General features: G+C 64.4%; 11 protein-coding genes and 1 riboswitch. Of the genes, 2 read left to right on the top strand and 9 right to left on the bottom strand.

What is annotated here, in order from left to right; all coding sequences use genetic code 11:
• Positions 1 to 8 precede the first annotated feature (8 nt).
• The 9 genes from LG367_RS09455 to LG367_RS09415 form a co-directional block, all read right to left on the bottom strand.
• Positions 9 to 1,502 carry an XVIPCD domain-containing protein gene (locus LG367_RS09455; RefSeq protein ID WP_226468991.1) on the bottom strand — a complete coding sequence of 498 codons (1,494 nt, stop codon included), beginning with the start codon at positions 1,500 to 1,502 and terminating at the stop codon, positions 9 to 11.
• Positions 1,495 to 1,998 carry a type 2 periplasmic-binding domain-containing protein gene (locus tag LG367_RS09450; protein ID WP_226468990.1) on the bottom strand — a complete coding sequence of 168 codons (504 nt, stop codon included), beginning with the start codon at positions 1,996 to 1,998 and terminating at the stop codon, positions 1,495 to 1,497. The genes LG367_RS09455 and LG367_RS09450 overlap by 8 nt, the downstream gene beginning before the upstream one ends.
• 48 nt (positions 1,999 to 2,046) lie before the next feature.
• On the bottom strand, positions 2,047 to 3,687 hold the full coding sequence (locus LG367_RS09445) for an XVIPCD domain-containing protein (RefSeq protein WP_226468989.1): 1,641 nt from the start codon (positions 3,685 to 3,687) through the stop codon (positions 2,047 to 2,049).
• Between the two features lie 6 nt (positions 3,688 to 3,693).
• Positions 3,694 to 4,182: a hypothetical protein gene (locus tag LG367_RS09440; RefSeq protein ID WP_226468988.1), complete on the bottom strand. Its 489-nt coding sequence runs from the start codon at positions 4,180 to 4,182 to the stop codon at positions 3,694 to 3,696.
• Positions 4,183 to 4,250: 68 nt separating this feature from the next.
• On the bottom strand, positions 4,251 to 5,786 hold the full coding sequence (locus tag LG367_RS09435; protein WP_226468987.1) for an XVIPCD domain-containing protein: 1,536 nt from the start codon (positions 5,784 to 5,786) through the stop codon (positions 4,251 to 4,253).
• A 505-nt stretch (positions 5,787 to 6,291) separates the two neighbouring features.
• Positions 6,292 to 6,954, bottom strand: coding sequence for a PAQR family membrane homeostasis protein TrhA (gene trhA, locus LG367_RS09430; protein WP_226468986.1), 663 nt, complete (start codon positions 6,952 to 6,954; stop codon positions 6,292 to 6,294).
• Between the two features lie 129 nt (positions 6,955 to 7,083).
• A complete protein-coding gene (locus tag LG367_RS09425; RefSeq protein ID WP_226468985.1) occupies positions 7,084 to 8,688 on the bottom strand; it encodes a peptide chain release factor 3 in 1,605 nt (534 codons plus the stop codon).
• A gap of 69 nt (positions 8,689 to 8,757) precedes the next feature.
• The gene (locus LG367_RS09420) at positions 8,758 to 9,744 is read right to left on the bottom strand and encodes a peptidoglycan DD-metalloendopeptidase family protein (protein ID WP_226468984.1); all 987 of its coding nucleotides are present in this window, start codon (positions 9,742 to 9,744) and stop codon (positions 8,758 to 8,760) included.
• Positions 9,741 to 10,640 carry an NHL repeat-containing protein gene (locus LG367_RS09415; protein WP_226468983.1) on the bottom strand — a complete coding sequence of 300 codons (900 nt, stop codon included), beginning with the start codon at positions 10,638 to 10,640 and terminating at the stop codon, positions 9,741 to 9,743. The genes LG367_RS09420 and LG367_RS09415 overlap by 4 nt, the downstream gene beginning before the upstream one ends.
• Positions 10,641 to 11,062: 422 nt before the next feature.
• A riboswitch (SAM riboswitch) is annotated at positions 11,063 to 11,194 on the top strand.
• Positions 11,195 to 11,344: 150 nt separating this feature from the next.
• Between LG367_RS09415 and metX the strand changes: the two genes are divergently transcribed.
• Together metX and LG367_RS09405 are read left to right on the top strand one after the other, a co-directional pair.
• Positions 11,345 to 12,394: a homoserine O-succinyltransferase MetX gene (gene metX / locus LG367_RS09410; RefSeq protein ID WP_226468982.1), complete on the top strand. Its 1,050-nt coding sequence runs from the start codon at positions 11,345 to 11,347 to the stop codon at positions 12,392 to 12,394.
• Complete coding sequence (locus LG367_RS09405; RefSeq protein WP_226468981.1) at positions 12,391 to 13,629, top strand: O-succinylhomoserine (thiol)-lyase; 1,239 nt, start codon at positions 12,391 to 12,393, stop codon at positions 13,627 to 13,629. The genes metX and LG367_RS09405 overlap by 4 nt, the downstream gene beginning before the upstream one ends.
• Positions 13,630 to 13,638: the final 9 nt, after the last annotated feature.

Here is a 13,638-nt window from a genome sequence, read left to right as displayed (position 1 = left end):
CTTGGCTTTCAGAGCGAATGCGGTTTGTGCTGCGAAGGCTGCTCGGGCGTCGAAACCTGTGGCGGCGGCTGCAACTGCGAGAGATTCTGTTGCGAAGGCTGTTGCACCGCCTCCCCCATCTCGATGTGGGCGCGTTGCGCGAGAGGCGAGGCGACGTCCTGCCCTTGCACCGCGAACACATTGCCGTTGCTGCCTTTCTCCACGTGATCGATCGACGTCAGGCCGTTCTTTTCCGCGGCCACAGCCAGCGCGGCGGCGGCGTTGAGGAATTCCTCGCGGCTCTGCACGCCGCTGTCCTTGCCGAGCTTGCCCAGACCGTCGATCGCCTGCGCGAACAAGGGCGGCTCTTTGGGGGCCGGCGTCGTCGGCGTTTCCGGACTGAGTCGCTCGATCGCATTTCCGGTCACCTTGTTCCATAGCGACGAGATCGAATCCGTGATGGTAGGGGTGGGCAGCGGAGGTGGCATCACGGCCGGCTGCGGTCCATGCGGGATTCCCAGCGCTGTCAAAGCGGTATGTCGGGGAACGACGGCGTTGGTCGGGAAGTCGGCAAATGGATTCATACCGTTCGGGATCGGGTCGGACGCGCTGATGACTCCGACACCGCCTGGTCCGCCGTTCGGTACATTCAACATTCCCGGATTGATGCCCATGCCGGTGAAGTCGATCGTGTAGTTCTGGGTGCTGTTCGTCCCCGCGAGCGAAACGCTTTCATAGCCGTGCGCGAGTCGCCATCCTTCCATGACGGAGTCGTGCCGGTAGTTGAGCAAGCCGTTGTCGCCGAAGCTTCCGGGGATCTTGTCCGCGTAGTAACCCTTCATGGCCGTGACGTTGGCCGGAGTCCAATCCAGGCTGCCGTCGGGTTGCTGGGTGAGGCCTGCCTTCATCTGATAGGTCAGGTTGGGGAAGACACCACCGACGTCGATGAAATCACGCATGCGGCCCGGGTTGTGGCGATAGATGTCCTCCGGCGTGGTGCCTTTGCCTTCCGCGGTCAAGGCGGAGACGACAGCGTTGAATCCCCCGATGTGCGCCTGTGCCTCTTCGGCGCGAGTACGCTCGACCAGGGCCGTGATGGGGGCGGTGTAATCGTGCGGCGGCGGGCTCTGGCTGATGGCAAGCGTATCCGGCTTCAGGACGGTCTGGCGGTAATCGATTCCCTGCAGGCTGCGCGCGTGCTGATTCTCGTGGCCGAGAAGAAAGATCAGGTCGTTCTTGTTGTCGAGCGCGCTTTCCGGGACCTTGATGTCCCGGGTCGAAACGCGATACTCCGCGGCGGCGCCGGGAACGGCTGCCTCGTTGGTGAACTTGGTGAGGTAACCGTCGCTGATCGCGTCGATGAGTTTTGCTTTCAGGTCGGGAGAGGCGTTCACCGCATCACGCAACGGATCGCTGCCAAAGACCGGGACGCGATATTTGATCGGCAACGCGTCGTGGTATTCCTTCAGCATCACTTCCAGTCTTGCCGTGGCCTGCTGCTGGTTCATGACGAGATTAGCCATGGCCCACCTCCGCCGCGTCGATGACGAGGCTGGAGACACGCAGCTGTCCGGGATCGGCCTCGCTGCCGCGCACCTGCACGTCGACCGAGATACCATCGCGCTCGAAGGTGAAGCCATCGAAGGCGCCGCGCGGCCCAAGACGCATGCGTCCGACGTAGCCCGCCGCTTTCATCGCCTCGGCGTAGGCCTCGAAATCGAACCTGCCCGCGGGCGGTGGCTGGGAACGCCCGGTCTGATCGTCGAAGGAGAACACCAGCCGGGTGGGCTGGTTGTCGGTGTCCTTCGGCATCGCGACCAGGTTGTAGCACCAGGTGTCGTCCATGCGGTTGCCGAAACCGTAGACACGCTGATCGCGCGGATCGTACTGCACCTGGATGCCGGTGCTGCGCTCGATGCCCTCGGGCGCGAGATCCGCTGGGGAGTGCGCGTTTCCGATCAGTTGCAGGATGCGTGTGGCGATATCGTCCGCGCTCGTGGGAAGTTGCGATTGGTTCATGGCGCTCTCTCCGGATGGCCTCGTTGCGAATAAGGAACAGGGTTATGGCTATTGCGTGAGCTTTTGTGTGTGCTGCTGTTCGTAAGTGTTGGTTGGCTGCGTCGGCTGCGAGAGCAGGGACAGCAGTTGTGCATTACTGTCCCGGGCGGGTTGTTGCCGGGCCGTTTCGATGTCGACGTTGGCGCGCAATGCCGTGTCCGAGTGGGGGTTGTCTCCCGACACGGCGAACACGTTGCCCTTGGCGCCCGGCACGACGAAGTCGATCGATGGCAGGCCTTGCTTGTGCGCTTCCAGCGCGAGTGCCGCCGCGACATTCAGGCGGTCTTGCCCCTTCAGATCCTCGATCCCGGCCCTGCCGATGCCATCGAGCGCCTGTTCGTACAGCCTTGGCGGCAAGGCGTCCGTGCGTTGCGGCGATGTGACCGCATCGGGTGTGGTCGTTGTCGTCGTGACGGAGGGTGTTCGCGGCTGTGGCGGAACATTTCCGTTGAGGTCGGCCTGCAGCCGATGGAACGTGCCCGTCGAGACGACGACGTCGAGATAATCCAGATGGCCATTGATCTTGGCGCGCGCCTTCTCGGGTTGGCCGGAAGTCATGTCGATCTGGATCGGGATGATGCCGTCATTGCCGAATCGGGACACATCCAGTAGCAGCGGGCTGACGCCGAGTTGCTTGAAATCGATCTTGTATTCCGCCCGATCGTAGCCGGCGTCGTTGAAGACCTTGGGGAGGTCGGGGTCCTCGAAATCCGGAACATCCATGCCGACGAGCACGAGGCCACCCGGGAGCGTGAGCTTTTCCGGCAGACCTCCCGGGCCGGATTTGGGCTCGGGCATCTTGCCCTTCTCGAACTCCTCGATTTTCGCGGTGGCGGCTTCGAGCTTGACCTCGCGTTCGGCGCCATCGGCCGCCGTCCAGCCGTCCAGGATCGCGGTATGCCGGTAGTTCAACAGTCCGTTCTCGCCGAAGGTGCCGGGAATCTTGTCCGGGTAGTAACCCTTCATCGCCTCGATGTTTTCCGCGTTGGCCGTCAGTATCTTGGTGCTCGGGTCGCGCGTCAGTCCGTCCTTGAGCACGAACTCCATGTCGGGATGCTTGCCCCTGACTTCGATGAAGTCGCGCATGCGCGCCGGATCGAAGGCATAGAGGTTTTTCTCGGTGGGTTCGAGGCCCGCCTTGCGAAGCGCGGAGACCGCGGCATTGAAGCCGCCGATGTGCGCCTGCGCCTCGTCCGCGAGAGTGTGCTCGACCAGTTCCATGATCGGCGCGGTGTAGTCGTGCGGCTGCGGTCCGCGGGCGATGGCCCGTATCTCGCTCTTGATCTGATCCTTGGCATTGATGCCCCTGGCGTTCAGTGCATGCGCATTCTCGTGACCCAGGACGAAGATCAGGTCATGCCGGTCGTCGAGCGCTCTTTCCGGGACGAGAATCTCGCGGGTGCCGACCTTGTGCTCGGCGCGCGCGCCGGCTTCCGGTTCGGCGTTGGTGAACTTGCGCAGATAGCCCAGCTGGATCGAGTCGATGAGCCGTTCCTTGAGTTCGGGAGAAGCTTCGATCGCATCGCGCAAAGGATCGGATGTGCGGAACGGGATGTGATAGGGGAAGAAGGGCAGGGTGTCGTGATACTCGACCAGCATCTTGTCCAGCCGGGCTTCCGCCGCGCTGCGGGAAATCATGACGGTGCTCATGGCCGGTTACCGCGCGTCGATGATCAAACTGGACACGCGAAGATGCAGCGGATCGGCCTCGTTGCCGCGAACACTGACACTCACCGAGACCTTGCCGCGCTTGAAGGTGAAGCCATCGAAGGCGCCCCGCGGGCCGACCCTCAGGCTTCCCGCGTAGCCGGAAGCCCCCAGCGCGCGTGCATAAGCGTCGTAGTCCAGTTCACCGACGGGCGGCGGCAAGGAATGGCCGGTCTGATCGTCGAAGGAGAAGATCAGGCGCCTGGACTGGCTGTCCTCGTCATCCGGCAAGGACATGAGGTTGTAGCACCAGTCCTTGTCCATGTGCGCGCCGAAGCCGTAGACCCTGGAATCCTTGGGATCGTGTTCGACGTGGATACCGGTCACGCGCTCGACACTGTCGGGAGCGAGATCGTCCGCGCCGTGCGCGTTCTCGATCAGCCTGAGGATGCGGGCGGAGATGTCGTCCGCGGCAGTCTGCAATTGCGGATCGTTCATGGTCGTTCTCCGGTAATGGGTCTGGCCGGGTCGGGCGTGCTCAATAGGGCATGCTCAGTAGGGCGCGCTCAATGGGTCAAGCCTTGTGGCTGCTGCGAGGGATTGCCGGTCTGTACCTGGGTGGCATTGCTGCTCTGCTTCGAGAGCGAGGCATAGAGTTCCGAATTGCTCTGCTCGATGGGCTGCAGTTTTGCCGTATCGACGTTGACGTTGGCGCGTAGCGCGGTACTGGCGTGAGGGCTGTCTCCCTGTACCGCGAAGACGTTGCCCTTGTCGCCCTTGACCACATGATCGATCGAGGTCAGTCCGGCCTTGTGCGCCTCCAGGGCCAGTGAGCCGGCGACGTTGATCATCTGCTCGCGGTTCTTGACGCCGTCAAGCTTGGCATTGCGCACGCCTTCCAGTGCCTGCATGTACAGGTTCGAATGCATCGATCCTGCATTGTGCGTGTTCGTCATGCTCGAATTCGTATTGCCTCCCAGGTTGTTGCTGGAGGTGGCGATGTTTTGCGGCAGCGGTTGGACGGTGGAAGTAGTGGGCTGCTGAGGGGCGGTCGCCTGCTGGATCCTCGCCAGCGCCTGTTGTTTGTCGACCACCGTGTTGGCCGGAAAATCGTCGAGCAGTGTGGTGAGTTTGAGCGTGTGGTTCTTCACGACGTGCAGGCCCGGAATCGTGCCGGTGTCGATCGGATTCTGTGTGGTGATCTGGCCGTTCCGGGGCGTGTTCAACAGCGCCGGATTGGTGCCGAGCTGTGCGAAATCGATGGTGTATTGCTGCGGGGTATGCGTCTGCAGCGCGGCCATGCCGATGCGCTCGTATTCGTGCGCCATGTGCCAGCCTTCGATCACCTTTTCGTGACGGTAATTGAGCAGGCCGTTGTCGCCGAAACTGCCGGGGAACTTGTCGGCGTAGTATTGCTTCATCGCATCGACATTCCCCTGGTTGTAGGCCAGGCTGCCGTCCTGGCTCTGGGTCAGCCCTTGCTTGAGCTGGTAGGTGTTGTTGGGGAAGGTCCCGCCCACGTCGATGAAGTCGCGCATGCGGCCGGGCTCGAAGCGATAGAGGTTCTCCACGGTCACGGGCTGGCCTTTCTTGGCGAGCGCGGAGACGGCTGCGTTGAATCCGCCGATATGCGCCTGCGCCTCTTCCGCGAGGGTACGATCGACGTAGTCCTTGATCGGCGCGGTGTAATCGTGCGGCGGCGGTTTCATGGCGATGCCGGCGATGCCTGGCACCAGGGTGCGATCGACGTAGTTCACGCCCTTCTGGCTGCAGGCATGCTGGGTCTCGTGTCCGAGGACGAAGATCAGATCATTGGGGCTCTTCAATGCCGACTCGGGCAGGTGCATGGCGCCTGTCTTGATGGCATAGCCGGCCGACGCGCCCTCCGGCGCGTTGACGTTGGTGAAGCCGGTGAGATAGCCGTTGCTCACGGCATCGAGCAGCCTTTCCTTCAGATCGGGAGAAGCATTGATCGCGTCGCGCAGCGGATCGCTGCCGAAGAAGGGAATGCGGTAGGAGATCGGCAAGGAATCGCGATAATCGACGATCATTTTTTCCAGCGTCGCTTCGGCCGTCTTCCTGTCCAAACGCACGTTACTCATGTCCTGTCTCCTGCATGCCGTTGCGCACGACGGGGACGACAGCCGCGGTGCGGCCGTTCCCGTTGATGTCTATGAATGGATATCGCCGCCGTCGGCGATGTCTGGCGATCGTGAATCGTTCACGCTTTGCTCCTTGCTCGGAATTCCTCGGGAGCGGAGCCGCGACCGGCTGTGCGAACGTATGTGTGCCACGGACACACGCCGCCGTTACCCACCGACGTCGCCCAGGCTCCCCCTCCGTTGCCAGCATTGGCAATTCAAGGGAGTCCCGCCGTGATGTCCTTCACGAATCCCATGCGTCCACGATGCCGCGCGCATGGCGGCGTGCGCCCACGGTGCGAATGCGGGGCGTCAGGGGGTACGTCAGCGGCGCATGCTTGCGCGGCGCGGTGCGCAAGGAGCTGTGATGTCGTTATCGGAGATGATGCGACCGTCAGCACGCGGCAGGGCTCCGCCGTCAATAGGGCGCGCCTTGAGTAGGGCGTGCTTTTAGTAGGGCACGCTGTTAATAGGGCAAGACCTGCGCCATCACCGCGATGTAGTGACAGACGCTGCCGGCGATGCAGAACAGATGCCAGACCGCGTGCGAGTAGCGCAGCGACTCCCGGTGATAGAACACCGTGCCCAGGGTGTAGAACACGCCGCCGGCGAGCAGCCAGCCGAAGGTCCAGCCGTCGAGGGCGGCCATCACCGGCTTGATCGCGATCAGCACCAGCCATCCCATCGCCACGTAGATCAGCGTCGACAGCCGCTTGAAGCGGCCGGTGAAGAACAGCTTGAACACCACGCCGGCCAGCGCCAGCGTCCAGATCGCCGCGAACAGCCACCAGCCCAGGCTGCCGCGCAGGCCGATGAGAGTGAAAGGCGTGTAGGTGCCGGCGATCAGCAGATAGATCGCGCAATGGTCGAAGACCTTCAGCCGCGTCTTCGCCGTCGGGAACGGAATGGCGTGGTAGAGCGTGGAGGCCACGTAGAGCAGCAGCAGGGAGACGCCGAAGACGATCGCCGCCGACAGTTGCCAGGCATTGCCATCGCGCGCGGCCAGCGTGATGAGCACGGCACCGGCGGCCAAAGCACTGATCGCGCCGACGCCGTGCGTCAGCGCGCTGGCGAGTTCCTCGCGGGAAAACTCCTCTGGGGAGCGTGTGGACGAAACCGCAGTGCGCATGCAGGTACCTTGCCGTGCAATTTCAGAGTAAATACTCCATTGCAGCTGGCGATGGCGTGAACACGACGAATCTTACGCGGTTACATACTCGTTTTGCGTGACCGTTTCAGTCGTTACCAAGCGACCGGCTCAGCCTTCGCCGACCGACTGCGCGTGTTCGCGAGTGGCATTGAACTGCACACCGGGCGCGCGCTCCTGCGCCAGCTGCAGATTGACGCGCGTCGGCGCCAGATAAACCAGCTCGCCGGCGGCGTCGATGGCGAGGTTCAGCGCGTTCTTGTCGCGGAACTCTTCCAGCTTCTTGGCGTCGTCGCAGCGGATCCAGCGCGCCGTGGCGACGCTCACCTGCTCGAAGCTGGCATCCACGCCGTATTCATCCTTGAGCCGATAAGCGACGACGTCGAACTGCAGCACGCCGACTGCGCCCAGGATCAGATCATTGCTCATCAGCGGACGGAAGAACTGCGTGGCGCCTTCCTCGGACAACTGCGCCAGACCCTTCTGCAATTGCTTGAGTTTGAGCGGATCGCGCAGGCGCGCACGGCGGAACAGTTCCGGTGCGAAGTTGGGGATGCCGGTGAACGCCAGCGCCTCGCCTTCGGTGAAGGTGTCGCCGATCGAGATCGTGCCGTGGTTATGGATGCCGATCACGTCGCCCGGCCAGGCCTCGGCGGCGATCTCGCGATCGCTGGCCATGAACGTCAGCGCGTTGGCGAGCTTGGTCTCCTTGCCGCTGCGCACGTGGAAGGCCTTCATGCCGGCGCTGAACTTCCCCGAGCACACGCGCATGAAGGCGACGCGGTCACGATGCTGCGGGTCCATGTTGGCCTGGATCTTGAAGACGAAACCGGAGAGCTTCTCTTCCTGCGGTAGGACGTCCCGTGTGGTGGTTTCGTGCGATTTCGGCGGTGGCGCGTGCTGGACGAAGAAATCCAGCAACGGCTGCACGCCGAAGTTGTTGACGGCCGAACCGAAGAACACCGGCGTCTGCGTGCCCGCGAGATAGGCGTCCGCGTCGAACGGATGCGAGGCGCCTTGCACCAGTTCCAGCTCGTCGCGCAGTTCGCGCAGCATGTCGGCGCCGATGCGCGTTTCGAGTTGCGGATCGTCGATCGAGGTGAAGATGGTCGAGTCCTGGCGCGTGAAATTGCGGCCGGGTTCGTACAGATGCACTTCGCCGGTCACCAGATGCACCACGCCCTTTAGACGCTGGCCCATGCCGATCGGCCAGGTGACGGGTGCGCACTGGATGCCGAGTACGCGTTCGACTTCGTCGAGCAGTTCGATCGGCTCGCGGCCTTCGCGGTCGAGCTTGTTGATGAAGGTCATGATCGGCGTGTCGCGCATGCGGCACACCTCCATCAGCTTGATCGTGCGTTCCTCGACGCCCTTCGCCACGTCGATCACCATCAGCGCGGAGTCGACCGCGGTGAGTACGCGATAGGTGTCCTCGCCGAAGTCGGCGTGGCCGGGCGTGTCGAGCAGATTGACGATGCGGCCCTCGTAGGGGAACTGCATCACCGAACTGGTCACCGAGATGCCGCGTTCCTTTTCCAGCGCCATCCAGTCGGAGGTGGCGTGGCGCGCGGCCTTGCGGCCCTTCACCGAGCCGGCCATCTGGATGGCGCCTCCGAACAGCAGCAGCTTTTCGGTCAGCGTGGTCTTGCCGGCGTCCGGGTGCGAGATGATCGCGAAGGTGCGGCGGCGGGAAGCCTCGAGGGAAACGTCAGACATGGCGAGGAGCGCCGTGCTGGCGCGGGTTCGGTCACGGAAAGGAGGCGGATTATACGCGTTGCGGTCGCGTTATCGGCCCGTACCGGCCGTTTTGCCGGGGCGTGCCGGATTAGGGCTTGCTTCGCCGGGACGCACCTCGCTGAAGCGCAGGATGCCCGCCGGCCCGAACATGCGGAACGGAATCGACTCCAGGCGCATGCCGCGATCGACCTGCACCACGAAATGCAGATGCGGGCCGGTGCTGAACCCGGTATTGCCGGAGACGCCGATCGGCTGGCCGCGCCGGACGCGCTGGCCCGCGCGCACCAGCACGCCTTCCATCGACAGATGCGCGTAGACAGCCATGCTGCCGTCGTCGTGCAGGATGCGCACGAAGTTGGCGCGCCCGCCGAAACGTTCGGCATCCAGGCTGGCCTTGTCGAAGTCCGAGGCGATCTGCATCACCGTGCCTTCGCGCGCAGCGAGCACGGTGGTGCCGATGTCGGCGGCGAAATCGACGGCGTAGTGGTTTTCCACGCTGTTGTGGCTGAAGCCGCCGCCGAAGCCCTGTTCCACGCGCAGCGTGCGTGTCTGCAGCGGGTAGGCGTATTCGTAATCCTGCGGCTTGGCGTTCGGCGAGCCGGGAACGGCCTGGAGCCGCACCTTGAAGCTGCCGCCGCGGCTTCCCGGCGCCGCATGCAGGCGCGCCACCAGCGTGCTGCCGCGCGCGGGCACGGTGGCGCGCGCGGGAAGCGCGGGTTCGCCGACGATCGCGGCATTGCCGCCTTCGCTGTGCAGCATGACCTCGATCGGGCCCGCCAGCATGTTGTCGGCATAGGCGAGATAAACGCCGTCGCCGGTTTCGAGCCGGAGCCGCGCGATCGCGCTCGGCTCGGCCTGGAACGGCAGCACGGTGACGTCCGCGCCGGGCGCGTCGGGACGATCACCGTCGTAATGGACGATGCCATCGCGGTCGGTCCAGCGATACACCTGTCCGGCCGAGACGGGCAGGGCGAGCGCGATCATGCTTGCGCACACGGCGAGCGCGAACAGCGCTGGCTTGATGCACCTCGTCATTGCGTGCACACCGGATCGAGTTGCAGCGCGCGCGCCACGTCGCTGAGATCGAATGCCGCCACCGAACCGCCTTCGTGCACGGCGAACAACACCCCGAACGGGAATTGCATGGTGCCCGCGGCATACAAGGTGATGGCCTTGCCACCGGAGGTGGTTTCGCCGTGAAAGGCGCCGAGTTGTTTACCGCTGCGATCGAGCAGCAGGAATCGGGTCGGCACTGTGCTGGGATCGACCGCGATCCAATATCCGACATCGGTACCGCACGACCACCAGACGATGCTGTTGGCGGTGCCGTGGTAGCTGTCCCACGGCAGGTCGCCGCCAGTGTCGGGCGCGCCCATATGGTCGAACGCGGCTTCCGATCGCGCGCGCAGCTGTCCCGCGTCGTCGAATTCGACGAGATAGCGCCGTCCGCCCGCCTTGCCGATGCTTTCGTCCGTGACATAAGCCACCAGCTCCTGCGGACCGCGCTCGCGGACCCAGATGCCGCCGGGCTTGAACAATTCGCCTTCGCCGAAGGCGCCGATGCGTGTGAAGTCGGGCAGGGACAGCACGCCGACGCGATGTGCATTCGTTTCGGTCACGAACAAGTGGTCGCCGAAGACAGCGAGCGCGGACGGCTCCAGCAAGGGGCCGGGGGCTTCCTTGCGCGCATCGATATCGCGTATGCGCGCACCGCTGTCCGCATCGAACACCGTCAGGGTGTGTCCGGTGGCGGAACCCGCGATCAGCCAGGCACCGCCGTTCTCGGTGGGCCAGGTGGCGAGCGCATTGAAATTTGCATGCGCGTCGCCCGCGGCGATGTAGCGCTCGGGAACGAGTACGCCGGATGGAGCCGGTGGTGTGGGGAGCGAGACAGGCCTGGTCACCTGCACCGAGGTGCAGGCCGCGAGCACAGTCGATGCCAGGCAGAGCAGGGCGAAGCGATGCGCCGACGAGCGTCTGATTCGCGCTCCGACGAAGGAACGCCGTTTCGACCGGCGGGGAGGAATGCCGTTTTCCGCCCCTGTCGCCGTGGACGCGGCGCAGGTTCGGAAGGGTCCGGCGCTATCGCGCCAGGCGTGGCTGAGGGCGGGGGACGGCATGGTGGAATTATGCGGGAGTTGGAGGCGCCGCTCGCGCAGCAGCTGAATTAAGAAAGGAGGGAGAGGCAGCCTTCGGCTGAAACCCTTTGTAAATCAACACGCTTTGGCGACAGGACCCTGCGTCCGTCGCCTCCTGGAGGACGGGCATTTGCAGAGCGGTTTCATTCGAAATCATATCGCTTCATGCCGATGAAGAGATTGACATCGCGAAAATCCGCTGGCAATCTGTGCGCCATCCATCGAGACCGGCTGAGGGACAGGCCCGAAGACGCCGGGGCAACCTGATGGAGCCGCTGCTCAACAAGCAGCGCTCTATCGCGGTGCCAAGTCCTGCGGGGACCTGAGTGTCCACCGGAAGATGGTTGCGGATTCGTCGCCCAGGCGCGTTCCCGCTTCCGCCGACACCCATCGTCGGCTTCTTCCAGTCTCCCCGCGCGCATCGATGGCTTTATGCGGATCCCTCCGCAAAAGCCCGCACATCCCTGTGCGGACTTTTCAATAAACCGGATATCGCCATGAGCTTCGTCGACACCGCCGCGCAACCCCTCGCTTTCGATACGCCGCCGCTGCCCCTGCACGCCATTTCGTACGCCGGTACGGCCGGCGCGCAGGCGGTGCGTGGTCATGTCGAGATCGAACTGTCGATGCGCCACGCCGGAACGCGGCGCTTGCGTTTGTCCTACGAACTCGTGGGCGCCGCCGGCGCACCCGTCACGTTCGTGGCTGGCGGCATTTCCGCGCACAAGCACGTCTCCTCCAACACCGTCTTCGCCGAGAAGGGATGGGCGGAGGGCCTGACCGGCGCCGGCCGCACGCTCGATCCGACGCGCAACCGTATCCTCGCCTTCGACTACATCGGTACCGACGGCAAGCTCGACGCACCGATCGACACCGCCGATCAGGCCGACGCGATCGCGGCGTTGCTCGACGCGCTCGGCATCGAGCGGCTGCGGTCCTTTGTCGGCTATTCCTACGGCGCATTGGTCGGATTGCAGTTCGCGGTGCGCCACGACTCGCGCCTGCATAAGCTGATCGCGGTGAGCGGCGCGCATCGCGCGCATCCCTATGCCGCCGCGTGGCGCGCGCTGCAGCGCAAGGCCGTGGCGCTGGGCCAGCTGCAGTGCGCGGATGCGCAGGGCCTCTCGCTGGCGCGCCAGTTCGCAATGCTGAGCTATCGCACGCCGGAAGAATTCGCCGAGCGCTTCGATGCGCTGCCGGAAGTGATCAATGGCCGCGTGCGCGTGGCCGCCGAGGATTATCTCGACGCCGCCGGCGCGCAGTACGTCGCGCGCACGCCGGTGACGGCGTGGCTGCGGCTGTCGGAATCGATCGATCTGCATCGCGTCGACCCGGCCGAAGTACGCATCCCGACCACCGTCGTCGCCGTCGAAGGCGATCGCCTCGTTCCCCTGAGCGACTCCGTCGCCCTGGTCGAAGGCCTCGGCACCCACGGCCAGCTGCGCGTGCTGCGCTCGCCCTACGGCCACGACGCCTTCCTCAAAGAAATCGACCGCATCGACGCCATCCTGGCCGCGGCACTGCGCAACAAAGGAGACTCCGCATGAGCCACCATGACACCAACGGGGGCGACTGTCGTACGTCCCACGACATCGCCCAGGCCACTCGCGCCGTGCGCGCCGGCATTGACCGCGATACCGCCTTCGGCGCGGTCACGCCGCCGATCGTGCTCTCCTCCAATTTCAGCTTCACCGGCTTCAACCAGAAGCGCCAGTACGACTACACGCGCAGCGGCAATCCCACGCGTGATCTGCTCGGCGAAGCGCTGGCCGAACTCGAGGGCGGCGCCGGTGGCGTGGTCACCGCGACCGGCATGGGCGCGATCACGCTGGTGCTGCATGCGCTGCTCAAGCCCGGCGATCGCCTGGTGGTGCCGCACGATGCCTACGGCGGTAGCTGGCGTCTGTTCAACGCGTTGGCGAAGAAGGGCCATTTCGAACTGATCACCGCCGATCTGACCGATCCGCGTTCGCTGGCCGACGCGCTGGCGCAGTCGCCGACGCTGGTGCTGATCGAAACGCCGTCCAACCCGTTGCTGCGCATCACCGACCTGCGCTTCGTCATCGACGCCGCGCACAAGGCCGGTGCGTTGGCCGTGGTCGACAACACCTTCCTGTCACCGGCATTGCAGCGGCCGATCGCCGATTTCGATGCCGATGTCGTGGTGCATTCCACCACCAAGTACATCAACGGCCACAGCGACGTGGTCGGTGGCGCCGTGGTGGCGAAGGATGCGGCTCTCCACGAGCAGTTCGTGTGGTGGGCGAACGCACTCGGCATCACCGGCTCGCCGTTCGACAGCTTCCTCACGCTGCGCGGCCTGCGCACGCTCGATGCGCGCCTGCGCGTGCACCAGGAAAACGCCACGGCGATCGCCGCGCAGCTCGATGTGCATCCGGCGGTGTCGAAGGTGTATTTCCCCGGTCTCGCCGATCATCCGGGCCATGCATTGGCCGCGCGCCAGCAGAAGGGCTTCGGCGCGATGCTGTCGGTCGAGCTGGACGGTGATGAGGATGCTGTCTGCGCTTTCATCGAAGGTCTGCAATGCTTCACGCTGGCCGAATCGCTGGGCGGTGTCGAAAGCCTGATCGCGCATCCGGCGACGATGACGCATGCGGCGATGACGCCGGAAGCACGCGCCGAAGCCGGCATCTCCGATGGCTTGCTGCGCCTGTCGGTCGGCATCGAGGCGCTGGACGATCTGCAGGCGGACCTCGCTGCGGCACTGGACCGCGCGCAGGCGGCGATCGACCACAAACGTTTGAAACGGGTGGATGCGTGAACTCCGTCG

This window comes from Luteimonas panaciterrae, assembly GCF_020511115.1.
Lineage (GTDB): Bacteria > Pseudomonadota > Gammaproteobacteria > Xanthomonadales > Xanthomonadaceae > Luteimonas > Luteimonas panaciterrae.
Note: the sequence above shows the minus strand (reverse complement) of the source record. Positions and strands in the feature narration are given on the sequence as shown.

Bases quoted from the DNA above. Each gene is read 5' to 3' on its own strand.
- LG367_RS09455 (WP_226468991.1), bottom strand. From the start codon at position 1,502: ATGGCTAATCTCGTCATGAACCAGCAGCAGGCCACGGCAAGACTGGAA.
- LG367_RS09450 (WP_226468990.1), bottom strand. From the start codon at position 1,998: ATGAACCAATCGCAACTTCCCACGAGCGCGGACGATATCGCCACACGC.
- LG367_RS09445 (WP_226468989.1), bottom strand. From the start codon at position 3,687: ATGAGCACCGTCATGATTTCCCGCAGCGCGGCGGAAGCCCGGCTGGAC.
- LG367_RS09440 (WP_226468988.1), bottom strand. From the start codon at position 4,182: ATGAACGATCCGCAATTGCAGACTGCCGCGGACGACATCTCCGCCCGC.
- LG367_RS09435 (WP_226468987.1), bottom strand. From the start codon at position 5,786: ATGAGTAACGTGCGTTTGGACAGGAAGACGGCCGAAGCGACGCTGGAA.
- trhA (WP_226468986.1), bottom strand. From the start codon at position 6,954: ATGCGCACTGCGGTTTCGTCCACACGCTCCCCAGAGGAGTTTTCCCGC.
- LG367_RS09425 (WP_226468985.1), bottom strand. From the start codon at position 8,688: ATGTCTGACGTTTCCCTCGAGGCTTCCCGCCGCCGCACCTTCGCGATC.
- LG367_RS09420 (WP_226468984.1), bottom strand. From the start codon at position 9,744: ATGACGAGGTGCATCAAGCCAGCGCTGTTCGCGCTCGCCGTGTGCGCA.
- metX (WP_226468982.1), top strand. From the start codon at position 11,345: ATGAGCTTCGTCGACACCGCCGCGCAACCCCTCGCTTTCGATACGCCG.
- LG367_RS09405 (WP_226468981.1), top strand. From the start codon at position 12,391: ATGAGCCACCATGACACCAACGGGGGCGACTGTCGTACGTCCCACGAC.